General features: G+C 63.9%; 18 protein-coding genes, 1 tRNA gene and 3 pseudogenes. 11 read left to right on the forward strand and 11 right to left on the reverse strand.

Annotation, left to right across the window (positions count from 1 at the left end; translation table 11 throughout):
* The 6 genes and pseudogenes from ACP5E6_RS03215 to ACP5E6_RS03240 all read left to right on the forward strand — a co-directional run.
* Positions 1–572: pseudogene (locus ACP5E6_RS03215) on the forward strand (porin); the annotation flags it as partial.
* A gap of 164 nt (positions 573–736) precedes the next feature.
* The gene (locus ACP5E6_RS03220) at positions 737–1,291 is read left to right on the forward strand and encodes a DUF3576 domain-containing protein (RefSeq protein ID WP_427951586.1); all 555 of its coding nucleotides are present in this window, start codon (positions 737–739) and stop codon (positions 1,289–1,291) included.
* A gap of 4 nt (positions 1,292–1,295) precedes the next feature.
* Positions 1,296–3,896, forward strand: a complete 2,601-nt coding sequence (leuS, locus tag ACP5E6_RS03225) for a leucine--tRNA ligase (protein WP_427951588.1) — start codon at positions 1,296–1,298, stop codon at positions 3,894–3,896.
* Positions 3,883–4,404, forward strand: a complete 522-nt coding sequence (locus ACP5E6_RS03230; RefSeq protein ID WP_427951591.1) for an LPS assembly lipoprotein LptE — start codon at positions 3,883–3,885, stop codon at positions 4,402–4,404. Before leuS ends, ACP5E6_RS03230 begins: the two co-directional genes overlap by 14 nt.
* Positions 4,405–4,410: 6 nt before the next feature.
* Positions 4,411–5,418 (forward strand): DNA polymerase III subunit delta, encoded by a 1,008-nt coding sequence (gene holA, locus ACP5E6_RS03235; RefSeq protein ID WP_427951593.1) that lies wholly within the window; start codon positions 4,411–4,413, stop codon positions 5,416–5,418.
* Positions 5,419–5,530: 112 nt separating this feature from the next.
* Positions 5,531–7,006 carry a Ppx/GppA family phosphatase gene (locus ACP5E6_RS03240; protein WP_427951596.1) on the forward strand — a complete coding sequence of 492 codons (1,476 nt, stop codon included), beginning with the start codon at positions 5,531–5,533 and terminating at the stop codon, positions 7,004–7,006.
* Between the two features lie 2 nt (positions 7,007–7,008).
* Here ACP5E6_RS03240 and ACP5E6_RS03245 read toward each other — a convergent pair whose 3' ends face one another.
* The 3 genes from ACP5E6_RS03245 to ACP5E6_RS03255 form a co-directional block, all read right to left on the reverse strand.
* Entirely contained in the window at positions 7,009–8,097 is a 1,089-nt protein-coding gene (locus ACP5E6_RS03245) for a glycosyltransferase family 4 protein (protein ID WP_427951599.1), read from the reverse strand.
* A gap of 158 nt (positions 8,098–8,255) precedes the next feature.
* The gene (locus tag ACP5E6_RS03250) at positions 8,256–9,197 is read right to left on the reverse strand and encodes a LysR substrate-binding domain-containing protein (protein ID WP_427951602.1); all 942 of its coding nucleotides are present in this window, start codon (positions 9,195–9,197) and stop codon (positions 8,256–8,258) included.
* A gap of 32 nt (positions 9,198–9,229) precedes the next feature.
* Positions 9,230–9,637 (reverse strand): DUF2784 family protein, encoded by a 408-nt coding sequence (locus tag ACP5E6_RS03255; protein ID WP_427951605.1) that lies wholly within the window; start codon positions 9,635–9,637, stop codon positions 9,230–9,232.
* A 40-nt stretch (positions 9,638–9,677) separates the two neighbouring features.
* On the opposite strand from ACP5E6_RS03255, the gene ACP5E6_RS03260 reads away from it, so the two are divergent.
* Both ACP5E6_RS03260 and ACP5E6_RS03265 read left to right on the forward strand, forming a co-directional pair.
* Entirely contained in the window at positions 9,678–10,850 is a 1,173-nt protein-coding gene (locus ACP5E6_RS03260) for an NAD(P)/FAD-dependent oxidoreductase (RefSeq protein ID WP_427951608.1), read from the forward strand.
* A gap of 17 nt (positions 10,851–10,867) precedes the next feature.
* A complete protein-coding gene (locus ACP5E6_RS03265; protein WP_427951611.1) occupies positions 10,868–11,188 on the forward strand; it encodes a hypothetical protein in 321 nt (106 codons plus the stop codon).
* Between the two features lie 118 nt (positions 11,189–11,306).
* Here ACP5E6_RS03265 and ACP5E6_RS03270 read toward each other — a convergent pair whose 3' ends face one another.
* A complete protein-coding gene (locus ACP5E6_RS03270) occupies positions 11,307–12,392 on the reverse strand; it encodes an A/G-specific adenine glycosylase (RefSeq protein WP_427951613.1) in 1,086 nt (361 codons plus the stop codon).
* An 11-nt stretch (positions 12,393–12,403) separates the two neighbouring features.
* Here ACP5E6_RS03270 and ACP5E6_RS03275 point away from each other — a divergent pair, with 11 nt between their 5' ends.
* Positions 12,404–12,898 (forward strand): DciA family protein, encoded by a 495-nt coding sequence (locus ACP5E6_RS03275; RefSeq protein WP_427951616.1) that lies wholly within the window; start codon positions 12,404–12,406, stop codon positions 12,896–12,898.
* Positions 12,899–13,252: 354 nt separating this feature from the next.
* Here ACP5E6_RS03275 and ACP5E6_RS03280 read toward each other — a convergent pair.
* The 3 genes and pseudogenes from ACP5E6_RS03280 to ACP5E6_RS03290 form a co-directional block, all read right to left on the reverse strand.
* Positions 13,253–15,673 (reverse strand): annotated as a pseudogene (locus ACP5E6_RS03280) (bifunctional diguanylate cyclase/phosphodiesterase); the annotation flags it as partial.
* Positions 15,674–15,871: 198 nt separating this feature from the next.
* Entirely contained in the window at positions 15,872–18,604 is a 2,733-nt protein-coding gene (polA, locus tag ACP5E6_RS03285) for a DNA polymerase I (RefSeq protein WP_427951619.1), read from the reverse strand.
* Positions 18,601–18,795: a zinc-finger domain-containing protein gene (locus ACP5E6_RS03290; protein WP_427951622.1), complete on the reverse strand. Its 195-nt coding sequence runs from the start codon at positions 18,793–18,795 to the stop codon at positions 18,601–18,603. Before ACP5E6_RS03290 ends, polA begins: the two co-directional genes overlap by 4 nt.
* A 31-nt stretch (positions 18,796–18,826) precedes the next feature.
* On the opposite strand from ACP5E6_RS03290, the gene ACP5E6_RS03295 reads away from it, so the two are divergent.
* Both ACP5E6_RS03295 and ACP5E6_RS03300 read left to right on the forward strand, forming a co-directional pair.
* A complete protein-coding gene (locus tag ACP5E6_RS03295; RefSeq protein ID WP_427951624.1) occupies positions 18,827–19,837 on the forward strand; it encodes an alpha/beta fold hydrolase in 1,011 nt (336 codons plus the stop codon).
* A gap of 217 nt (positions 19,838–20,054) precedes the next feature.
* Positions 20,055–20,131, forward strand: a tRNA-Arg gene (locus ACP5E6_RS03300).
* Positions 20,132–20,133: 2 nt separating this feature from the next.
* Here the strand turns inward: ACP5E6_RS03300 and ACP5E6_RS03305 are convergent.
* From ACP5E6_RS03305 to ACP5E6_RS03320, 4 genes and pseudogenes are all read right to left on the reverse strand, one after another.
* Entirely contained in the window at positions 20,134–20,784 is a 651-nt protein-coding gene (locus tag ACP5E6_RS03305) for an RluA family pseudouridine synthase (RefSeq protein WP_427951627.1), read from the reverse strand.
* Between the two features lie 173 nt (positions 20,785–20,957).
* Positions 20,958–22,154: a threonine ammonia-lyase gene (locus tag ACP5E6_RS03310; RefSeq protein ID WP_427951630.1), complete on the reverse strand. Its 1,197-nt coding sequence runs from the start codon at positions 22,152–22,154 to the stop codon at positions 20,958–20,960.
* A gap of 4 nt (positions 22,155–22,158) precedes the next feature.
* Positions 22,159–22,632 (reverse strand): transcription elongation factor GreA, encoded by a 474-nt coding sequence (gene greA / locus ACP5E6_RS03315; RefSeq protein ID WP_427951632.1) that lies wholly within the window; start codon positions 22,630–22,632, stop codon positions 22,159–22,161.
* 83 nt (positions 22,633–22,715) lie between these two features.
* Positions 22,716–23,499 (reverse strand): annotated as a pseudogene (locus ACP5E6_RS03320) (carbamoyl-phosphate synthase large subunit); the annotation flags it as partial.

The following is a 23,499-nucleotide window of genomic DNA, read 5'->3' on the forward strand; positions in this document are numbered from 1 at the left end:
GCGTGAAATTGAACGCCGATTACCTGAAATCCTCGCCGATTGGCACAAGCGGGCCTCTGTCCACGACCACAATCACGACCACTGGTGTTTCTGATGGTTTCCTGACCGGCAAATCAACGACGTCGGTTTCCGACCTTCAGTATAAGGGCATGGGCATCGGCATGGTCGGCGCGCAGGTCACCTACGGCGGCTTCCTGCTCGGCGGCAACATCAAGGACGGTCAGGTCAACAACGGTTATACCTTCCTGCTGCCCGGCCAGCGCGACCTGCTGTTCTACGAACTGACTGGCGAATACACTGCCGGCCCGTACACGATCGGCGTGCAATATTTCAACAATCAGTCGGCTGGCGCTCACTTGATCGGCAACGGTACCGGTCGGACCCAGACGAACTATGGTTTCGATGTCGGCGCCAACTACGCGATCAGCCCGAACCTCGGCGTCTATGCGATGTATCTCTACGGTCATCGTCACCAGGCCGGGTATGACTTCATCACCAACGCAACCAAATCCACCGCGTTCAACAATGTCCAGGCGCAGGCGCTCACCGCCGGTGCCCAGTTCAAATGGTAATCTGACCCGGTTGGTCGATTATCGGGGGCGGCGGAGCGATCCGCCGCCCTTTTTCATGGGCGATCCATCCCGATCTGCCCCGCGACCTTGGCACCGGGGCGCAGCACGGTTAAAGACCACCCCATCACCGGCCGGATGTTCCGGTCGGCCAAGCGGAGACGAATGTGCGCTTTCATGAGATTCCCGGCTCCAAGCCGTGGTTGCGGCCCATCCTGAAGTTTGCGGCGCTGGGGTCGGTCGTTGTTCTCGCCGCGTGCAGCAACGCTGAGCAATCGACACTGCCGAGCATGGAGACCGATCATGTGCCGCCGGCCATGGCCTCGGGCTCGAGCGGCGGGCTGGGTAATTTATTCACCCTCGGCGGCAAGAGCAGCGCACCTGCCGGCCAGACCGGCGTTGCCGTCAACGCCTATCTCTGGCGCGCCTCGCTCGACACGCTGAGTTTCATGCCGCTCGCCTCGGCCGATCCGTTCGCCGGCGTCATCATCACCGATTGGTATTCCCCGCCCGCGACGCCGAACGAGCGGTTCAAGGCCACCGCCTATATCCTCGGCAGCATGCTTTCGGCCAATGATTTGAAAGTCTCGATCTTCCGCCAGACCCGCCAGGGCGGCGACTGGGTGGACCAACCGGTCGATCCCGCCACCGCCAACGGCATCGAGGATCGCATCCTGGCGCGCGCCGCCCAACTCAAGGCGGCTGGGCAGTTGAACGGCTGAGAAGATGGACCAGAACCAGCGCGAACCAGCGTCCGATCACGCCTATGATTTCCGCGCCGCCGAACCGCGCTGGCAGGCGGCATGGGCGGCGTCAGGCTGTTTCGCGACGACCGATAAACCCGACCCCACGCGCCCGAAATGCTACGTGCTCGAAATGTTCCCCTACCCCTCGGGCAAAATCCACATCGGCCACGTCCGCAACTACGCGATCGGCGATGTCGTCGCCCGCGCCCGCCGCGCCCAGGGCTACGATGTCCTGCACCCGATGGGGTGGGACGCGTTCGGCCTGCCCGCCGAAAACGCCGCCCGCGAACGCGGCGTCGACCCCGCGCAATGGACGCGCGACAACATCGCCGCCATGCGCGACGATCTGAAGCGAGTCGGCCTCTCCTTCGACTGGTCGCGCGAATTCGCCACCTGCGACCCCGAATACTACGGCCAGCAGCAGAAACTCTTCCTCGATTTCTGGGCCGCCGGCCTCGCCTACCGCCGCGAATCCGCGGTCAACTGGGACCCGGTCGACCTCACCGTGCTCGCCAACGAACAGGTCATCGACGGGCGCGGCTGGAAATCCGGCGCCCTGGTCGAAAAGCGCAAGCTCCGCCAGTGGTTCTTCAAAATCACCGAATTCGCCGAAGACCTCCTCGCCGGGCTCGACACGCTGGACCGCTGGCCCGAACGGGTCCGCACCATGCAACGCAACTGGATCGGCCGCAGCGAAGGTGCCAACGTCACCTTCACCCTGAACACGCCCATCCACGACATCGACTCGGTCAAAGTCTACACCACCAGGCCCGACACGTTGTTCGGCATGAGCTTCCTCGCCATCGCGCCGGATCATCCGCTGGCGACCGCGGTTGCGGCCCAGAACGCAGAGGCCGCCGCCTTCATCGCCGAATGCCAGAGCGCCGGCACCTCCGAAGCCGCGATCGAGGCTGCCGAAAAACGCGGCTTCGATACCGGTCTCTGCGTCGAACACCCGTTCACCGACGCCACCTACCCGGTCTGGATCGCCAATTTCGTCCTGATGGACTACGGCACCGGCGCCATTTTCGGCTGCCCCGCGCACGACCAGCGCGACCTCGATTTCGCCCGCAAATACAACCTCGCCGTCACCGCCGTGGTCTCACCCAAAGGCAGCGAACCCGCCGAAATCGGCACCACGGCACTCACCGGCGACGGCGTCATCATCAACTCGGACTTCCTCACCGGGCTCGATGTCGCCGCCGCCAAGCGCCGCGTCATCGCCGAGCTGGAAAGCCGCAACATCGGCCAGGGCGTCGTCAACTGGCGCCTGCGCGACTGGGGCGTCTCGCGCCAGCGCGCCTGGGGCTGCCCGATCCCGGTGATCCATTGCGAACTCTGCGGCACCGTCCCCGTCCCCGCCAAAGACCTGCCGGTCCTGCTGCCCAACGACCTCCCGTTCGACCGTCCCGGCAACGCGCTCGACCATCACCCCACCTGGAAACACATCGCCTGCCCGCAGTGCGGCGCCCCCGCCCAGCGCGAGACCGACACGTTCGACACCTTCGTCGACAGCTCCTGGTATTTCGCCCGCTTCTGCGCCCCCCACGCCGCAACCCCGACCGATGCGGCGGCCACCCGGCACTGGATGCCGGTCGATCAATATATCGGCGGCATCGAACACGCGATCCTGCATCTGCTCTACGCCCGCTTCTTCACCCGCGCGATGCACCGCCTCGGCCATGTCGGGGTCGATGAACCCTTCGCCGGCCTGTTCACCCAGGGCATGGTCACCCACGAAAGCTACCGCACCGAAGACGGTCGCTGGCTCTACCCCGAGGAAGTGACCAAACACCCCGACGGCACCGCCACCGCCAACGGAAAGCGCGTCATCGTCGGGCCGAACGAAAAAATGTCGAAATCCCGCCGCAACACGGTCGATCCCAGCGTGGTGATCGAACGCTTCGGCGCCGATGCCGCCCGCTGGTTCACCTTGTCGGACAACCCGCCGGAACGCGACGTCGAATGGACCGAATCCGGCGCCCAGGGCGCCTTCCGCTTCATCCAGAAACTCCACCGCCTCGCCCGCACCATCGCCGACGCCCCTATCGACCCCACACCGCTCGATCACGCCGAAGCCGATGCCCGCAAACTCCGCCAGGCCACCCACCGCGCCATCGCCGGCGTCACCCAGGCAATCGACGATTTCGCCTTCAACGTCGCCATCGCCCGCCTCCACGAATTGAGCAACGCGATCACCGATGCCGAAACCCGCAGCGCCCCGGGCTTACCAGCCGCCCGCCGCGAAGCCATCACCGCCCTGATCCGCCTCGCCGCGCCGATCATCCCCCACGTCGCCGAAGACGCCCACGCCCTGCTCGAACCGAATGCCGGTCTGGTCGCGACCCTGCCCTGGCTCACCGCCGACCCCGACCTCGTCCGGCGCGACAGCGTCACCATGGCGGTGCAAATCATGGGCAAGCTGCGCGGCACTATCGACCTGCCGATCGGCGCGGATGCGCAAACCGCGATCGCCGCCGCCATGGCCGAGCCGAAAATCGCGCAGGCGCTCGCAGGGGCCACTATCGTCAAGCGCATCCATGTGCCGGATCGGATTTTGAATTTTGTTGTCCGCCCGTAGCCTCCTCGCGCTCCCTTGTGTGCTGGTGCTCGCCGGCTGCGGCCTGCATCCGCTATACGGTCCGCAGCACGGCCACGCCGCGACGATTGCGGCGCGACTGGATGAAATCGACATCGGCCTGATCGCCGACCGGCAGGGTCAGGTGATGCGCGAGGCGCTGGAGAGCGATCTGCAACGTGATGGCGCGCCAAGCTTCTATCGCTATCATCTCTCGGTCCAATACGGCATGTCGGTGCAGATCATCGGCATCCAGCCCGATAGTTCCAACACCCGCAACCGCTATTTCGGCAACGCCCATTGGGTGCTCAGTCCGGAAGGCAATCAGGGCGTCACCATCGCGCAGGGCAATGCCCAGGCGATGGATGCGGAAAACATCATCGACAACCAATATTTCGCCAATACGCTCGACAACGGCACGATGCGCCACCAACTCGCGCGCGAACTCGCCCATCAGATCACCACCCAGCTTGCCATCTATTTCCGAGCACACCCCGATCATGGCGCGTAAGCGGGGGTGAAGGTCGATGCCCGTCAGGCCGAGCGGTTCCTTGCCGATCCCGGTGCCACCCGTTTCGTCCTGATCTACGGACCCGATACCTCCCTGGTGACCGATCGCGCCCGCGCCCTGGCCAAACGCGTCGCGGGGTCGCTCGACGATCCGTTTCACCTCGCCGAACTCGATGCCGATCAGGCTGATCGTCTGCCGGAAGAAGCCACCGCCCAGGCCTTCGGCGGCGGCCGCAAAACCATCCTGATCCGCGACGTCGGCGACAAACAAGTCCCCTCCTTCGAAGCCGCCCTCGCCACCAAGGGCGACGCCCTGATCATCGCCACCGCCGGCGATCTGAACGGCCGCTCCAAACTCCGCATCCTGGCCGAAAAACACGGCGAGGCCGCCGCCATCGCCTGCTACATCCCGGATGCGTCCGCACGCGGCCCCGCCCTCGAAGCCGCCCTGCGCACCGCCGGCATCACCATCGCGCGCGACGCCCTCACCCTCGCCGCCGGCCGCCTCGGGGGCGAATCCGGCGCCCTGGCCGATGCCGCCGAACGCCTGATCCTCTACGCCGGCCCCAACGGCACCATCACGATTGCCGATATCGACGCCGTGCTGGACGACCAGGGCACCGCCTCGATGATCGATGCGATCGACGCGGCCTTGTCGGGTAACCCACGCGCCGCCGACCATGCCATCGGCCTTGCCATCGACGAGGGGGCCTCGCCGGTCGCCGTGCTGCGCGTGCTGCTGACCGAACTCTCGGGATTACGCCTGGTGGCCGAAGCCATCGCCAAGGGTAGCAACCCGCGTGACGCGGTCGGCCTCCGTCGCCCGCCGGTGTTCTTTCGCCGCCAGGTCGCGGTGATCAAGGCCGCGATGCTCTGGCGAGAACCGGCCATCATCGCCGCGATCGAGCGCGTGCTGCGGGCCGAAGCCGATTGCAAACGAACCGGCAGCATCCCTGAAGCCATCGCGAGGCAAACCCTGCTGGGTCTGGCTCAGCGGGCATCGCATCAGGCATGATCGCTCGAAACCGCCTGCCGCCCCGGACTGAGCATCGCGGGGGGCGTGCATCCCCGTTACTGTCATCATCGTCCCCCTATCGCGTGAGAATGAGACACGCTACGCACCCCTCATGCAAAGCAATGCCCGCCGCGCCGTCGTCGATCTCGGTTCCAATTCGGTCCGCCTCGTCGTGTTCCAGGGTCAATCGCGCAACCCTGTACAAATTTTCAACGAAAAAGCGGTGCTCCGCCTCGCCCGTGGCCTGATCGCCACCGGCAACCTCGACGCGGCCTCGATGGATGAAGCCGTTACCGTCATTCGTCGCTACGGTGCCATTGCCAGCGCCATGGGTGCCCACCCGTTCGAAGCCCTTGCCACCTCCGCTGTGCGCGATGCCGCCAACGGCCCGGAATTCACGGCCCGGCTCGAAGCCGCCACCCCCGGTCTCAAAGTCATCACGCTCAGCGGCGAACAGGAGGCCAGGCTCTCGGCCGAAGGGGTTCTCTGCGGTATTCCCGCGGCAGATGGCATCCTCGCCGACCTCGGCGGCGGCTCGCTCGAAGTCGTGCACCTCGCCGCGGGCCGTATCGGTGCGGCCGCAACCATGCCGATCGGCGTCATTCGCCTCGCCGAACGCGCCGACAACGACCATTTGCGCGCCAAAGCCATCGTCGCCGCCGAACTCGAAGCCATCCCCTTCCTTGCCGAAGGTGCCGGCGGCGATCTCTACGTGTCTGGCGGTGCCTTCCGCGCCCTCGCCCGCATCCATATCGCCCAGACCGGCTATCCGCTCGCCGTGGTCCATCACTACACCATCGGGCGCGACGAGGCCCGCGACCTGTCCGCCGTGATTGCCGATGCCAGCCGTAAACTGATCGAACGCATGCCGGGCATTGCGCGCAAACGCATCGATGACCTGCCCTACGCCGCCATCATTCTACGCCGCCTGCTGCGCGCCACCAATGCCGCTCGCGTCGTGTTCAGCGCCAACGGGCTGCGCGAGGGGTGGTTCCTGCGCCAACTCCCGGCGGAAATGCGCGCCCAGGACCCGCTCGTTGCGGCCGGTCGTGACCTCACCGTCGGCCTGCTGCGCGACCCGGCCCTGCCTGCTGCCCTGATCGCCTGGACCGCACCGCTCTTTTCCAGCGAAACCAACGCGCAACGCCGCCTGCGCGAGGGAGCCTGCTGGTTTTCCGACATCGGCAACCACGAACACCCGGAATACCGCGCCGAACAGGCGTTCCTGCGCGTGCTTCGCCAGACCGGGGTCGGTCTCGACCATCATGCCCGCGCCTTTCTGGCCCTCACTCTGGCATTGCGCTACGAGGCCCCGATCGAAATCCCGTTTCTCGCCCCCGCCCGCGCCCTGCTCGACATGGCGGCCGCCCGCCGCGCTGAAACCCTCGGCGCCGCGCTGCGTCTCGCCTACACATTGTCGGCGGGCACCCCGAAACTGCTCGCCGCGACCCATCTTGCGGTCGATGGCGGTGATCTCGTCCTCACCCTCGATGCGTCGAGCGGTGTTTTCGCCGGTGACCCGATCGACCGCCGCCTCGCTCGTCTTGCGTCAATGGTCGGGCTGGACGCCGTGACCCGATTGATCTGAGACTACCCCCACCCTCCGAGGGCCGCCCGCGCCGCGCGCCGCGCCACATAAATCGCCCAGGCGACGAACGGCAGCACCGGGGCAAAAATCACGACCGGCTTCCAAACAATCGGCGCATGCAGGAACGCGACCACCACCAGTCCGCCAAATACCGCAAATCCCCAATAGATGATGGCGATCCATCGCGCGTCCATGCCGGCGCGATGGGCCACTTGATACAGATGCCCCCGATGCGCCCGCGCGAGATTCTGCCCTGCGATGGCGCGGCGCACCAGCGTGAAGCTCACATCGAGCAGGACGCCCGAGAGCAGCAGCGGCACCAGCATGAACGACAATGTCACATGTTGATAATGCGTTGCCGCAATACCGAGCAGCGCCAGCATAAAGCCGCAGAACTGGCTGCCGACATCGCCCATGAAAATACGTGCGTGAGGGTAGTTGAACGGCAAAAATCCCGCCACGCCACCGGCGAGCAACAACGCCGTGGTATAGACGAAAAATCCGCCATGTAACCCTGCGATCCCCGCGAGAAACAAACAGGCCACCAAAGTCGTGCCCGCCGCCAGACCATCCAGCCCATCGATGAAATTCATCGCGTTCGTCACGAACAGAATCCATGCCAGCGACAGCACCGGTCCCGCCCAGCCCAGCGCCACCGGCCCCACGAACGGCAGATCGAATTTCCGCGCCGACAATCCCGCCCCGACCGCGACCAGTGCCGCGATCAGCTGCGCGCCGAGCTTCACCAGAAACGGAAAATCGAACAGATCATCGAGCAGCGACACCGCCGCAATCAGCACCGCCGCGGCAATCACCCCGACGAACAGCGGCGCCGCGAGGCGCGAAACCTCGCCATAGCGATACAGCAGGGAAATGCCGAGCAGAAACGCCGCGACAATTCCAACCCCGCCCGATTTTGGGGTAATCCGGGTATGCGCCTTGCGGGCATCGGGCCGGTCCGGAACGCCGACCGCGATCATCGCACGGACGACGATGCCGGAAAACAACGCCAACCCTGCGAGAAGGGCGATGTGGCGGGGCAGCGCCAACGTGGCAAAATCGGGATGCAGCAGATAGGCAACAGGGGTCATGTCGGCGGACCATGACCGAAGTCAGGCACCGGTTCAATCCGCCACCTGAGCCGAATGAGAGCGATAGTCGATTAAGCTGGCGCGGCAGCGGCAACATAATCGCATGGAATCGCTCGAAAAAACATAGAGCTCGAGCGTTACGCTGAGAGCATAACGCCCTAAGCCACCTTGGTCTCCTGTTCCAGCGATTCCAGCGCCGCATGGGGCAGGAAGGTCCCGCCCTTTTCGCGCAGAAAATTCAGGAGCGCCGATGACGCGGGCATCATCTCGCGCTCGATCAGATGCACCGCAAACCACTGCCGGACAATCGGCAACCCGACGATGTCGAGCACGACCAATCGTCCGTCCTTCACCTCGGCGTCGATCGTATGCGCCGAGATGAACGATACGCCCAGCCCGGCGATCACCGATTGTTTGATGGTTTCATTGCTACCGATCTGCATGCCGATGCGTGGCGTGATATTTGCCTCGGCGCAGTAAAACTCCATCAACCGCCGGGTTCCGCTGCCGGCTTCGCGCACCAGCATGACCTCGTTATTGAGTTCCGAGGGTGCAATCCCCCGTACCCCGGCCAGCCGGTGATCGGGTGGCGCAACCACCACATGCGGATGATCGCCGATTTCATCGGCAATCACTTTCATATCGGTCGGTGGCCGACCCATGATCGCGAGATCAACCACGTGATGCGCCAGACCATCGATGATATCGTCCCGATTACCCACCAGCAACCGAAGATCGATCCCCGGATGCTCGCGCGCAAACGCCGCCAAGGCACGTGGCGCGTAGTATTTCGCCGTGCTGATAATGCCGACCCGGACTTCACCCCTCTCAGCACCTGCCATCGCCGACAGCGTTGCCTCAGCCTCGCGCAATACCGCCTCGATGCGGGTCGAAGCGTCGGCGATCACCATGCCGCCCTGGGTCAGAACCATGCCGCCAGCAGAGCGTTCGACCAGCGCGATGCCGAGTTGATCCTCCAGCGCCTTGACCTGTAAAGTGACCGCTGGCGGAGAGACGTTCAGCTCCGCCGCCGCACGGGTGACCGAGCCATGTTTGCGCAATGCCGCAATCGCGCGAAGCTGCCGAAGTGTGACATTCATCCTGGCTCGTAAGTAGGACTAAACTAAAAATCCTACAAATTAAGATTTTTTACATCCACCCGATGGGGTCCCCAGAACGGCACCAGCACGACCAGCGCGACCACATACAGGAATACCGCGACATAGAGCACGGTGAACACCCACAAAGGAAAATTCCAATAGATCAGCTGATCAATGACATGCATGATCAGTGGCGGCGGTGCCGCGGTGCCACCCTGCAACTCGCTCTGCCAGATCGTGAGAATACACGCCCGTCCAGCCAGCGCCTGACCCGCTACGATCGCCAGCAGCGCCAGATGGAGCAGCCGCAGCCACGCCACCCGCACAATCCGCCATCTCAGCACGGCTCCGATGGGAATCACCCCCAAACCCGCCACGTTGAAGGCAATGATCACCAGATGCGCGGCCAGAATCGCCTCGGCAAGCATCACGTCGTACATCACTCTCATGTAGGCCGTACCGGCCGCAACAGGAGTGCGGATGCAACACTATGACGTGGTCGTTCTGGGCGCCGGCGCCGCCGGGCTGATGGCCGCGATCGCGGCCGGCCGACGCGGTCGTCGTGTCCTGGTGCTCGACCATGCCAGCGAGGCCGGGAGGAAGATCCTGATTTCCGGCGGCGGACGCTGCAATTTCACCAATCTTCACACCAGCCCGTCCTGCTTCCTCTCGGCCAACCCACATTTCTGCAAATCGGCCCTCGCCCGCTTCACGCCGCAGGATTTCATCGCCCTGGTCGATCGCCATGGCATCGGCTGGCATGAAAAAACCCTCGGCCAGTTGTTCTGCGATGGTTCGGCCCGCGCCATCGTGACGATGCTCCTCGCCGAATGTGCCGCCGCCGAGGTCACGATCAGCCTGAACCGGGCGATCACCGAGGTTACCCGCTCCGACCGCTTCCGGATCGACACCGACAGGGCTCCCGTCACGGCTGATGCGCTGATCCTCGCCACCGGCGGGCTTTCGATTCCCAAACTGGGCGCAACCGGCATCGCCTACGACATCGCGGCGAGATTCGGCCTGCGCTTGGCCGGAATCCGCCCGGCCCTGGTTCCACTCACCCTCGCTCCGGCCGAGCTGACACGCACCCAGTGCCTTGCAGGGGTCTCGCAACCGGTGGTCGCGCTGTGCGGCCGCACCCGGTTCCGCGAGTCCATGCTGTTCACCCATCGGGGTCTGTCCGGCCCGGCGATCCTGCAGATCTCATCATTCTGGCAGGACAGCACCCCGATCACGCTCGATCTGCTCGCCGATCAACCAACCGCCACCCTGATAACCCGGAAAAGAGCCCGACCCAAGGCCGCGCTTCGCACCCTCATGGCTGAATTGATGCCCAGCCGCATGGTCGAGGCCTTTCTGCCCACCAGCCTTGCTGCAAGCCCGGTTGGCAACCTGACCGATCAAGCGCTCACCGACCTGATCGCCGCGCTCAAAACCTGGTGCTTCATCCCGGCGGGAACCGAAGGCTATGCCAAGGCGGAAGTCACTGGCGGCGGCATCGACACGGCCGATTTGTCCTCACAAACCATGCAGGCGCGCCATGTGCCCGGTCTGTATGCGGTCGGTGAGGCCCTCGATGTCACGGGCTGGCTCGGCGGCTATAATTTCCAATGGGCCTGGGCAAGCGGCTGGTGCGCCGGTAGCGTGGCCTGAATGGACAGGAGACCATCATGACCCGCGAAGACCTCACCGCCTGGGCGTTGGCCAACGGCTGGCAAATCATCGGCGGGCACCTCAGCCTGACCAAGCCCTCAGCCCCGAAGGAAGCGGTCGTCCGGATGGTGTGCAAAGCGACTGTCGTTCACATCGAGGCGAAAAAGCCGGCCGGCAAATGGGAAAAACTCTCCGGCGCCGCCTATGGCGCCATCGAACCCGATCCCGAATCGGGTCTGCCCCGCGGCCTTGGCTTTACCACACTGCAAGGTTTTCGCGGTTTGCTCGAGGATAATAAAAATCGCACCGTCTTCGCGAATTTCGGCCCACACCGTTAGAGCGATATCCGATTAAGTTGACGCGGCAGCGGCAACTTAATCACATGAAATCGCTCGAAAAAACATGGATCTAGAGCATAACGCTCTAGCGGCGCCACGGCGATAACCCGCTCCCGCCTCAAACCGCTCCACCGGCCTTGCGCGGGATCAGCGCCAGCCCGGCGGTGACGGCTTTGCGCATCAAAGTCGGCAAGGGCGTATCGGCTGGCGCGACGATCAACCGGTCTGGCAACCGGTCTGGCAGCCCGCCTGGCAACCCGTCTGGCAGGGTATCGACCGCCGCTGCCATGACCCGCAGTCGCAGTTCGAAATGGGTGAAGACGTGAACAATCGTTCCCGCATCGTGCCATAGTGCCGGAATCGGAGGTGTTGCCTCTCGATTAACCGCTTCCCACGCGGTGCCGGGCAATTCGAACATGCCACCGAGCAGACCCTTCGGCGGACGGCGGCGCAGCCCGATCGCGCCGGTTCGGTCGCGAAGCAGAAAGACCGTACCATAACGGACCGGACGTGGCGGTTTGGCGGCCTTGCGAGGTAATGTGGCGGCAATGCCTCGGGCGTGACCGGCGCAGCAATCCTGCCATGGGCAGAGCAGGCAGGAGGGATTGCGCGGCGTGCAGATGGTTGCGCCGAGATCGAACAGCGCCTGAACGAAATCGCCCGGCTCCCGGCGGGCAGCGGTTTGATCACCCAGCCGGGCGGCAGCCGCGGTGATAGCCGGCCTCGCGGCGGGCAACGGAGTCTCGATCGCATGGACCCGCGCGGCGACCCGCTCGACATTGCCATCCACCGGCACCACGGGCAGGTTGAATGCAATTGCGCCGATTGCCGCCGCGGTATAGGGGCCAATGCCGGGCAGCGCGCGCAACCCGTCGATCTGCGCCGGAAACGCGCCAGATACGGCGACAATGCGCGCGCAGGCAATCAAATTGCGCGCCCTCGCGTAATAACCCAAGCCGGCCCAAAGGCCGAGCACCGCGTCATCGTCCGCCCTCGCCAGATCGAACACCGTGGGAAATCGCTCGGTGAATCGAAGGAAGTAGGGTATGACCGTTGCGACGGTTGTCTGTTGCAGCATGATTTCGCTGAGCCAGACGTGATAAGGGTTCGGCTTCGCGTTGCCCACGGCACGCCAGGGTAATGCGCGGCGGTGCGTATGATACCAACGGAGCAACAGATCAGCAGATGGCGGCGCGGGGTTCACGGCAACGCTCAGTGGCGGTAAAAAAGCTTCCTGTCGAGGCGGCGCGACATTACGCGCCTCGCGGCATAGCGGTGCTGATCGCTCCGATTCTACGTCCCGCGCTGCGCGCACGCGGTGTGAGTCTGGCCACACTGATCGAGGATTGGCCCGCAATCGCCGGGTCGGACATTGCGGCGCGCAGCCTGCCGGTGAAATGCGCCGCCGGTACCCTGACCCTCGGTTGCACCGGGCCGGATGCGCTCGAATTGCAGCACACCGCCCCGGCGCTGATTGCACGGATTAATCTGGCGTTGGGGGGCGGCACGGTTGCTCGCCTGCGCTTCATCGATCTGCCGCGCTCCGTGGTCGATCGCCCGGTCAGCTTACGCCGACTGGATCGCCAGCGGGACGACATGATCCTCCCGCCGCTGACCGGCGCGGCGACGCTGCCGGAGGGGCCCGTCGGCGTTGCCTTGGCCCGGCTCCGCCAAGGGTTGCACCGCCACAACCGGGCTGGCCAGGACTGACCCCTGCGTGACCACAGCCTCACCCAGCAGCGCCCTGACCCGCTCGGCCGCCGCCATGACGGCCGCAATGTCGAGTTTTGGTTGGTCGGTCAGCGCCATCAGGGCCGCATAGGCCTGACCCAGCGGCGACGGCTCCAATCCGGCACGGCGGAGGAACATTGCCAGCGACAATTTGGAATCCCGTCGCAGATAATGCCACAGCGTGGTTTCCCGGGGTGCGAATAGAAACACCCGTAGCCACCGGATATGCAGCGCGTAGGCGCCGAGCAGGCTGCGCGGCTGCCCCTTGACCGGTCGGGCGACCCGCCGTTTCAGCCAGAACACCAGATCCGCCGCCGGCATCGGCCGCGCGATGCCGAACCCCTGGGCGAGCGGTGCGCCGAGTATCCGGAGCGCATCGAGCATATCGGGCGTCTCGACACCTTCAACACAAAGGGTAAGGCCAAGTGTCGCCACCAGCGTGATCGAGGTCGCCAGGAACATCAGATCGTTCGGCGTCACCCTGATGTCGGCCAGAAACAGCTTGTCGATCTTCACGATATCGACTGGCAGGCGCTGCACCCGCCGGAGCGTGGAAAATTCAATCCCGAGATCATCGACAGCGACCGTGACACCGCATCGTCGGACCGCCGACAAGCGCTCATAGGCGGTATCCGGATCGGCGAATTCATGACTTTCGAGCAGTTCGATCACAATCCGGGATGGAGCAATCTTGCTGGACGCCAGTGCCGCTTCGATCACGGCGGGCACTCTCCCCCGGGTCAGAACCTCGGCATCGACATTGACCGACAACCGAAGGTGAGGCGCAAACGGTGCCAATTCGTGCAGGCAGGCAATGCCATCGCGCAACACCGTTTCAAGCAGTATTTCACGGTCATCGACGTTCAGATCGGGCAAAAACGCACCCGGCGCGATCAGCTTTTCACCGTCCCGCAACCGCGCCAGCGCCTCGATCGCGACCACGGTATCGCTTCTGATATCGAGCACGGGTTGGTAATGAACTTCGACGCCATGGTTCCGTAACAGCGCACGATACCGCGATTGCGCCGGTGCGGCGCCGATATGATCCTGATAGGTCATCCAGAAATGTGGTCGCGTGGTCTTGGCCGCTTTGACGGCATAGAGTGCCATGTCTGCATGGCGAATCAGCGTGTCGGGCGCCTCCTGATCGGCGGGAAAGAAGGTGAAGCCAAGGCTCGCCGCCATCACGACCTCGCAACCCGGCGCCAGGATAATCGGCTCACGGATGACGGCGCCAAGCCGGGCGCAAAACGCATCGAACCGGCTGATCGATGTCAGGTCTTCGATGATCAGCGCAAATTCATCGCCGCCGAGTCGCGCCACGAAATCGACATCGCGCAACGTGGCGCGGAAGCGCTGCGCCAAGGTGCGCAACACGGCATCGCCGGCGGCATGACCATAGCAATCATTGACCGGTTTGAAATTATCGAGATCAAGCATGCCGATGCCCAGCATGCGGCCGTGGCGAGCGGCATGTGCCAGCGCCACCGGCAGCGCCTCTTCGAAGGCGCGCCGGTTCGGCAGATCGGTCACTTCATCGTGCCGTGCGATCAGGCGCTGCGTTTCACGCTCCGCCCGCAGCGCCGCCTTCAGGTCAATCGCATCGAGCGCCCGCCCGATGTTGCGCGCAAGCTGGCTGATCAGGCGTTGCGTTTCATCATCGATCACGCTGGTATCCCCGGAGATCAGGAACAGGATGCCAAAGATCACGCCCGCCCGCAGGATCGGTGCCGCCGCCGCGGCCTGCCAACCGCCGCGGCGCGCGATATCCCGCCATGGTTCCAGCCGGCTCAACGAGGCATAGCCGTTGGCGGTCTGCAACATGCCGGATTTCCAGGCCTGCAGTCCAAGCAATTGCTGCGGGCTATCATCATCGAATCGTTGCCGAAGCTTACGAACGCCGGCAGCGTCCGCGCCGGCGGCGATCGAATAGCCAAAGACACCCTCCTGGTCGACCGCACCGATGGCCGCGGAAATAAACAGGCCGGTCTCGCTGAGTCTGGCGCAAATACCATCCAGCACCGCGGCCTCACTATCGGCATCGAGCAGTGCCTCGACCCCGACAAACATGGTGTCGAGCAGGCGTTTCGAGCGGTGCAGCGCCTGAATTTTGATCCGGTTCTCGATCGCGGTGCCGATCACGGCCCCGAAATCGGTCAACATCGCAACCGACCATGTGGCACGGAAAAAATCGGGGTTGCGCGAATAGAGACTCAACAGCCGATGCAGACCTCCGATCCCGTTCAACGGAATCGCCACGGATGCGCGAAAACCAAACTGCGACCAGTCGGCGCGCCACGGCGCCATCGACTCGTCCGCCTCAACATCGAACGACAATTGCGCTTCGCCGGAACGCCAGGCCTGACCGGCGACGCCACCGGATCGCGGCCCGGCCCGCAGATTGATCAACGCGGACGGATCACTGAGCACCGCCATTTCGGGTGCCCGGACCACTTCGGGTATAAGTACATCCTCCCCGTTCGGCCGGCCGATCCAGGCGGCGTCGATTCCGGGAACATTGATCAGCTTGTCGAGCAGCAATGACATGAAATCGCTGGGGGTCGAGGGCAGGACCAGCAGCCGGTCGAGTCCGGGCAAAGCCCGCCAAGGCCTTTCAGTCACGAGAGACGACCACGATGCGTCAGGCTCACCGCGCGCACCCGGCTGATTTTTCACGCGGCGAGTAATGACGTGAGATCCTGACGCAACCTGCCGCACCGCATTGAACCATGGTCGAACCCCTCCTGTGCTCACCGGGTACGATCGCCACAAATCCGCACCAGCCTTCAGACTAGTGGATCATCGTTAACAGGCGGTTTCAACGTGGCGGTTCGGTGCGGCCCGGCCGGTTAGAGCAATAAGCGATTAGGTTGACGCGAAAGCGGCAACATAATCGCATGAAATCGCTCGAAAAAACATAGAGATAGAGCGTTAGGCTGAAAGCATATCGCTCTAATGGGCGTCAGACCAATTCGCCCCGATCCCCGCCTCGACCAGAAGCGGCACCGAGAGCACCGCCGCCCCCTGCATGACCGCGCGCGCGATGGCGGCCGCCGCCTCGGCTTGATCGAGTCTGGCTTCGAACAGCAATTCGTCATGAACCTGCAGCAGCAATCGCATCGACAGCCCCGATGCGGCAATCGCCGCCGGCAGACGTACCATCGCGCGTTTGATGATATCCGCGGCCCCTCCCTGCAATGGGGCGTTGATCGCCTGGCGTTCCGCATAGCTGCGTCGCGCCGGATTTTTGTCGGCGATACCCGGAACAAAGCAACGCCGACCGAACGGGGTTACGACATAGCCATGGGTGCGGGCGAATTCGCGGGTCTCGTCCATATAGCGGCGGATTTCGGGATAGCGGGCGAAATAGGCATCGATATAGCGTTTAGCCTCGCCGGTCTCGATCCCGAGTTGTCGAGCAAGTCCGAAGGCGGAAATTCCATAGATGATCCCGAAATTGATCGCCTTGGCGCGGCGGCGGGTTGCCGCGTCCATGCCCGCCATCGGCACACCGAACACTTCCGAGGCGGTGCGGGCGTGGATGTCTTCACCATTGATGAAACTGGCCTTCAGGGCGGGAATGTCAGCCACATGTGCAAGCAGGCGCAGTTCGATCTGGGAATAATCGGCCGAGATCAGCCGATGACCGGGTGCCGCGATGAAGGCGCGGCGGATACGCGCCCCCTCGCTGGTGCGGATCGGAATATTCTGTAAATTCGGGTCGTTTGATGACAATCGCCCCGTCGCGGCGATCGCCTGGGCGTAGCTGGTATGAACGCGGCGGTCCTCGATGTCGATTTCGGTGACCAGCGCATCGGCATAGGTCGATTTGAGTTTCTGGAGTTGCCGCCAGTCGAGAATCCGGCGTGGCAGTTCATGGCCGGCTTCGGCGAGTTCCTCGAGCGCTGCGGCATCGGTGCTCCAGGCGCCGGTCTTGGTCCGCTTGCCGCCGGACAGTTTCATCTCGTCGAACAAGATCTCGCCGAGCTGCTTGGGGCTGCCGAGATTGAAGGCGTGGCCGACCATCTGTTCGATATCGCGCTGGATTTCGTCCATCCGCCGAGCGAATTCGATCGACATGGCAACCAGATCGTCACGATCGACCATGATACCGGCGCGTTCCATCTCGAGCAGGATCGGCACCAGACGGCGTTCCATCGTCTCATACAGAGCCAGCGCCTTCGCCTCGCGCAGACGCGGATGCAGCAGGTGCCACAGCCGAAGGGTGACATCGGCGTCTTCGGCAGCATAGGCCGTGGCCCGTTCGATCGGCACGGCCGAGAAACTCAGTCGGTTGCGCCCGGTGCCGGTCACTTCGTCGTAGGACACCGGCTTGTGATCGAGATGCAGCACCGATAACTCATCCATGCCATGGCCATGCGCGCCGGCTTCGATCGCGTAGGAGATCAGCATGGTGTCATCGAGCGGGGCGGCATCGGGCAAATTATTGCCAGCGAGCACATGCAGATCGAATTTGGCATTATGAAAGATTTTGAGGATCGCGGGGTTCCTGAGAATCGGCGCCAGCTTTTCGCAAACCCCGGCGCGCGCCAGTTGCTCACCGGTTTCATGGCCGAGCGGAATATAGCCGGCACGGCCGGGCGCCGTGGCGAGCGAGATGCCGACGAGGCGGGTGCGCCTGGCGTTGAGACCGGTGGTTTCTGTGTCGATCGCAACCATCCCGACCGCGTCGATTTCGGCAAGCCAGCGATCGAGCGCGGCCTCGGTCGCGATTGTCTCGTAGGGGCCGAACGGTTGATCCGCCATCGCGGGCGCCGGAGGCGCCGATCGTGCCGCGCGGGCCTCGTTGCGGCGGTTCAAGCCATCGAGCCCCAGCCGGGCCTTGATGCTTTTGAAACCCTGAGCGTCGAGGAAATCCTGAAGTACCGCGTCGTCATGCGGTGCGAGGCGCAGCGCATCGATCGCGACCGGCAGCGGCACATCGGACCGTAGTTCCACCAGCCGGCGGGAAATCCGCGCCTCCTCGGCATGGGCGACCAGCGCATCGCGCCGCTTGCCCGGTTTCATCGCCCCCGAAGCGGCCGCGGCGAGAACGGCTTCGAGTGAGCCATATTCACCGATCAACTGCGCAGCCCCCTTCGGCCCGATGCCGGCCACGCCGGGCACGTTATCGACGGCGTCGCCCATCAAGGCTTGGGCATCGACCATCTGCGCCGGGGTGACGCCGAATTTGGCCATCACCTCGTCGGGTCCGATCGGGCTGGATTTGATCGGATCGAGCATCGAAACACCGTGACCGAGCAGCTGCATCAGGTCCTTGTCCGACGAAACGATGACGACCTCGCCGCCATTGGCTTTCATCGCCCGTGCGTAGCTTGCGATCAGATCGTCGGCCTCGAAGCCGTCGAGTTCAATGGCAGGGACCGCAAAGGCTCTCGTGGCCTCACGCACAAGGGCGAATTGCGGAATCAGTTCCGCCGGCGGTTCGGGGCGCTGTGCCTTGTAGCGCGGATCGATCGCGTTGCGGAAAGTGGTGCGGCCAGCGTCGAAAATCACGGCGAGATGTGTGCCGGTGTGTTCCTTCAGCAGGCGTGTCAGCATGTTGCAAAAGCCGAACACGGCATTCACCGGCGTGCCATCGGCGCGGGTCATCGGGGGCAGGGCATGAAAGGCGCGGAAGATGAAGCCCGAGCCGTCAACCAGGATCAGGCGGTCCGCGGTCAATGCCCGCCACCCGTGGCATCAGCATCCGCCAGAACATAGTGACGCGAACAATACGGGCAGGTTACCGAGCGATCCTCGATTTTGAGAAACACGCGGGGATGGCCGAGCGGTCCATTGCCGCCATCACAGGCGACCACGCGATCGTGAACCTCGATACTCTCGATTGCTGGCAATGCTGGCGCGTCCGGCATGGAACCCCTCTTTGCGTGACATGACCGAACCATGATACCGAAACTAGCCGTGAATGCCTATCGAGCCCGATTGCTGCCGCTGATCGCTCTCACCCTCGCCCTCGCTGCGTGCGCCACGCCGTTTCGGGTACCGGTGGCGTCGGCGCGGCATCCGATGATCACCAATGGCTATTTTACCCTCGCGAGCGGTGCTCGACTGCCCTACCGCGACTGGTTGCCGGTGGGTCGGCCACGCGCAATCGTGCTGGCATTGCATGGCTTCAATGACAGCCGAAACGCCTGGGCGATGCCAGCGCCGCGTCTCACCGCCGCGGGCATTGCGGTATTCGCGCCCGACCAGCGTGGCTTTGGCGCCGCCCCCGACCGCGGCGACTGGCCCGGAACCGCCCGTCTGGTGCGCGATACCCGTCAGATGGTGGCAATCCTGCACCGGCGCTATCGTGCAACGCGGCTCATCGTGATGGGCGAGAGCATGGGTGGCGCGACTTCATTGTTGCTTGGCGCCCAGGGTGATCCGGATGTCTCAGCCTATGTGCTGATTGCCCCGGCGGTATGGGGTGGCAAGGCGCTGTCGCCAGCCCTGCGCGCAAGCATCGCCCTGGCCGACACCTTCGTGCCCTGGCTGCGCCTCACCGGCCAGCAGGCGGATATCCGAGCCACCGATAACATGGCCGCACTTCGGGCGTTATCCGAGGATCCCCTCACGATCCACGCCACACGCATTGCATCAATCGCCGGATTGACGCGTCTGATGGGGCGCGCTCAAGCGGCATGTGCTCACTTTGCACCCCCGCATGCTCTCATTCTGTATGGAGGGCACGATGAGCTGGTGCCGAAATCCGCCATGGCGCAATGTTGGCGGGCGCTGCCGCTCTCCACCGGCACACGGCTGGCGTACTACCGTCAGGACTACCACCTGATGCTCCTCGATCACCAGCGAGCGCGTCCGACCACCGACATAATCGACTTTATCCTGCATCCCAACTCTCCTCTCGCATCGGCGGCCACGACGAACGCGATGATTTTCATGGCTGAGCATTGAAGCCGGGTCGCGCATTAGAGCGATATGCGATTAAGTTGACGCGGCAGCGGCAACATAATCGCATGAAATCGCTCGAAAAAACATAAACCTAGAGCGTTATGCTTTCAGCTTAACGCTCTAAACCCGGCGTTGCCTTCTGGCCCCCGTGATATATGATCAAAACGTGGACGCCGGATATGTTGACCCGACGGGTCGTTCGGGCTAGGCGAAGTAAGACGCACCCGTAGCTCAGCTGGATAGAGCGCCACCCTCCGAAGGTGGAGGCCACACGTTCGAATCGTGTCGGGTGCGCCATTTTAGAGCGATAAGCGATCGAAATCGACGCCTGACAGCGCCACGCGCACATGCTCCGGCACACGCGCCACCGCCACCACCTTCGGGTCCAACGGCAGCTCCAGCCGCCGCGCCAGCAGACACAACCCCTTGCCCGCCCTGCCATAAACCGGATCGCCGATGATCGGATGACCCATCCCGGCACAATGCACCCGCAACTGATGGGTCCGCCCGGTCCTCGGTGACAATTCCAGCAGCGCCCGCCCCTGCCCCACCGCTATCACCCGCCAATCGGTCACCGAAGGTTGCCCCCCCGCCCCGCCGACCATCCGCCACCCCGAAGCATCGCTCTGCTTGCGCAACGGCACCGCGATCGTCCCGGCCGCCGCCTGCGGCACACCCCGCACCACCGCCCAATAGACCTTGCGCACCGCATGCGCCGCAAACGCATTCTGCAACGCAATCAGCGTCGTCTTGCGCCGCGCGATCGCGAGACACCCCGCCGTATCCGCATCGAGCCGATGCGCGAGCCACGGCCCGTCATGCCCCCGCCGCCATTGCGGGAAAAAATCCTCGACGCTCGGACCACCGCGCGGCCCGGCATGGCAGGCGAGGCCGGCCGGCTTGTCGATGATCAGAAGATGGGTCGATTGGTGGAGGATGGGGGGTGGCATGGCGGTCAGCAAGCACAAGATAAGGTAAGGAAGGGCTTCTTTTTTGTAAAAAAGAAGCAAAAAACTTTTTTGAATTGGGTTATGGGCGGTTTCAACGCCACAGTCCCAGAGGAGCAAAGTTTTTTTGCTTCTTTTTTTTCAAAAAAAGAAGTCCTTCCCTTCCTACCCTCACCTTACATTCGCTTGACGGTATAAACCTCTTCAAGCACCGCAACGATGGCATTACCGTGCTCGGCATCGCGCGCCTCGATCATGATTTCCAGATGCGCCGCCTGCACGGTCGGCGACGCGAACAGGCGCTGGTGCACCACTTCAATGATATTGCCACCATGATTGCCGATCCGCGCCGAAATATCGGCCAGCACGCCGGGCCGATCCGGGATTTCCATCAATATCTTCAAAATCCGCCCATCGCGCAGCAGATTGCGCAGCAGCGTATTCGCGAGCGTGCGGCTATCGATATTCCCGCCGCAGATCGGCAGCGCCACGGTGCGCCCGGCAAAGCGTTCCGGATAGGTCAGCACCGCCGCCAGCCCCGCCGCGCCCGCGCCTTCGGCGACCAGTTTGCCGCCTTCGATCAGCAGGGCAATCGCCTGTTCGACCGCGGCTTCCGGCACCACCAACACCTCGGTGCCGAGGTCGCGCAAAATCTCCAACGGCAGTTTGCCGATGTCACGCACCGCGATACCTTCGGCGATCGTCGCACCGCCGACCGCGATCGGCTGCCCCGCCAGCGCCTGCGAAAACCCCGCATACGCCTCGACCTCAACGCCATACACCGTCAGCCCCGGCCGCCTCGCCTTCGCCGCAATCGCGCAACCCGACAGAAACCCACCCCCGCCAGTCGGCACCACCAGAAAATCCAGATCCGGTGCGTCCTCAAGAATTTCGAGCGCCATCGTCCCTTGCCCCGCGATTACCGCCGGATCGTCATACGGATGAACGAACACCAACCCCTCGGCGGCGGCCAGCTCATGCGCGTGATCGGCGGCTTCGGCCAGCGTTTCGCCATGCAGCACCACCCGCGCCCCCCAGGCCCGCGTGCGCATCACCTTGGTCGTCGGCGTGAAGCGCGGCATCACGATGGTCGCATTGATCCCGGCCAGTTGCGCATGCCGTGCCACAGCCTGCGCATGGTTCCCGGCGGACATCGCAATCACGCCGCGCGCACGCTCCGCCGCACTCAGCAGCGCGATCCGGTTCGCCGCCCCGCGCTCCTTGAACGCCCCGGTCGCCTGCAGATTTTCGAGTTTGAGCAGCACCCGCGCCCCGGTCGCGCGGGACAGCGCGTCCGAATACACCAAAGGCGTGCGTTGCACCGCCCCGGCGATGCGCGCCGCCGCCGCCTCGATCTCCGCTATGGTGACCAATGTGTCAGCCGAACCGGACGGTGATGATCTCGTAACTCCGATCGCCACCCGGCGCCGGCACCGAAACCGTATCGCCCGGCTTCTTGCCGATCAGCGATTTCGCCAGCGGCGAAGTCACCGAAAGCCGGCCCTGCTTGATATCCGCCTCATGCAGCCCGACGATCTGGTACCGCACCTGCTTCTCGGTCTCTTCATCGATCAGTTCGACCTGCGCGCCGAATTTGATCGTGTCGCCCGACAGGCTCGCCGGGTCGATCACCTCGGCTGCGGAAATAATTTCCTCAAGCTCGGCAATCCGACCCTCGATGAACGATTGCCGCTCCCGTGCGGAGTGATATTCCGCGTTTTCCGACAGATCACCATGGCTGCGGGCTTCGGCAATCGCGCGAATGATCGCCGGGCGCTCCTCGGATTTGAGGTGGCGCAACTCAGTTTCGAGATTGGTCAATCCGGGCCCGGTCATCGGGAATTTTTGCACGGCGATTCCTTAAGTCTTCAAAAGAGCAAGCGGTTGGCATAAATGCACGCACCGCGACCGGATTGTTCCAGCCACGGCACCAGTCAGATCGGTTGGGGAAAATACGACTGAAGCGGCGCAACTTCAAGACTGCCCGCCGCCAGGGCTGCTATGGCGTGCGAAGCCGCCCGCGCGCCGGCAATCGTGGTGAAATGCGGCACCCCTTGAGTCAGCGCAGAACGGCGAATGTCGAAACTATCCGCCACCGTCTGCGCGCCCGCCGCCGTGTTGATCACCAGTTGCACCTCGCCCGAGCGGATCGCATCGACGCAATGCGGCCGCCCCTCCAGCACCTTGTTCACCGCCCGCGCCACAATCCCCGCATCCGACAGATGCGCCGCCGTCCCCCGCGTCGCCATGATGGTGAACCCGAGATCGACGAAGCGCCGCGCGATCGAGACGATCGCCGCCTTGTCGCCATCCCGCACCGAGAGCAGCACCGTCCCCGCGCGCGGCAGTTTCACCCCGGCGCCGAGCTGCGCCTTGGCGAAGGCGCGGGCGAAACTCGCATCCAGCCCCATCACCTCGCCGGTGGATTTCATTTCCGGCCCGAGCAGCACATCGACGCCGGAGAACCGCGCAAACGGAAACACCGCCTCCTTCACCGCAACATGGCTGCGCATGATCGTATCATCGAGGCCGAACGAGGCCAGCGCCTCACCCGCCATCACCCGCGCGCCGATTTTCGCAACCGGCACGCCGGTCGCCTTGGCGACGAACGGCACAGTCCGCGACGCCCGCGGGTTGACCTCCAGCACATAGACATTTTCTCCCTGAATCGCGAACTGCACATTCATCAGCCCGACCACATTGAGCGCCTTGGCCATC

It is taken from the genome of Acidiphilium sp. (assembly GCF_049977125.1).
In the GTDB taxonomy this organism is placed as follows: Bacteria; Pseudomonadota; Alphaproteobacteria; order Acetobacterales; family Acetobacteraceae; genus Acidiphilium.

What these genes read in the sequence shown, in the direction of transcription:
- leuS (WP_427951588.1), top strand. Translation starts at nt 1,296, where the DNA reads ATGGACCAGAACCAGCGCGAACCAGCGTCCGATCACGCCTATGATTTC.
- ACP5E6_RS03240 (WP_427951596.1), top strand. Translation starts at nt 5,531, where the DNA reads ATGCAAAGCAATGCCCGCCGCGCCGTCGTCGATCTCGGTTCCAATTCG.
- ACP5E6_RS03245 (WP_427951599.1), bottom strand. Translation starts at nt 8,097, where the DNA reads ATGACCCCTGTTGCCTATCTGCTGCATCCCGATTTTGCCACGTTGGCG.
- ACP5E6_RS03250 (WP_427951602.1), bottom strand. Translation starts at nt 9,197, where the DNA reads ATGAATGTCACACTTCGGCAGCTTCGCGCGATTGCGGCATTGCGCAAA.
- ACP5E6_RS03255 (WP_427951605.1), bottom strand. Translation starts at nt 9,637, where the DNA reads ATGTACGACGTGATGCTTGCCGAGGCGATTCTGGCCGCGCATCTGGTG.
- ACP5E6_RS03260 (WP_427951608.1), top strand. Translation starts at nt 9,678, where the DNA reads ATGCAACACTATGACGTGGTCGTTCTGGGCGCCGGCGCCGCCGGGCTG.
- ACP5E6_RS03265 (WP_427951611.1), top strand. Translation starts at nt 10,868, where the DNA reads ATGACCCGCGAAGACCTCACCGCCTGGGCGTTGGCCAACGGCTGGCAA.
- ACP5E6_RS03290 (WP_427951622.1), bottom strand. Translation starts at nt 18,795, where the DNA reads ATGCCGGACGCGCCAGCATTGCCAGCAATCGAGAGTATCGAGGTTCAC.
- ACP5E6_RS03295 (WP_427951624.1), top strand. Translation starts at nt 18,827, where the DNA reads ATGATACCGAAACTAGCCGTGAATGCCTATCGAGCCCGATTGCTGCCG.
- ACP5E6_RS03305 (WP_427951627.1), bottom strand. Translation starts at nt 20,784, where the DNA reads ATGCCACCCCCCATCCTCCACCAATCGACCCATCTTCTGATCATCGAC.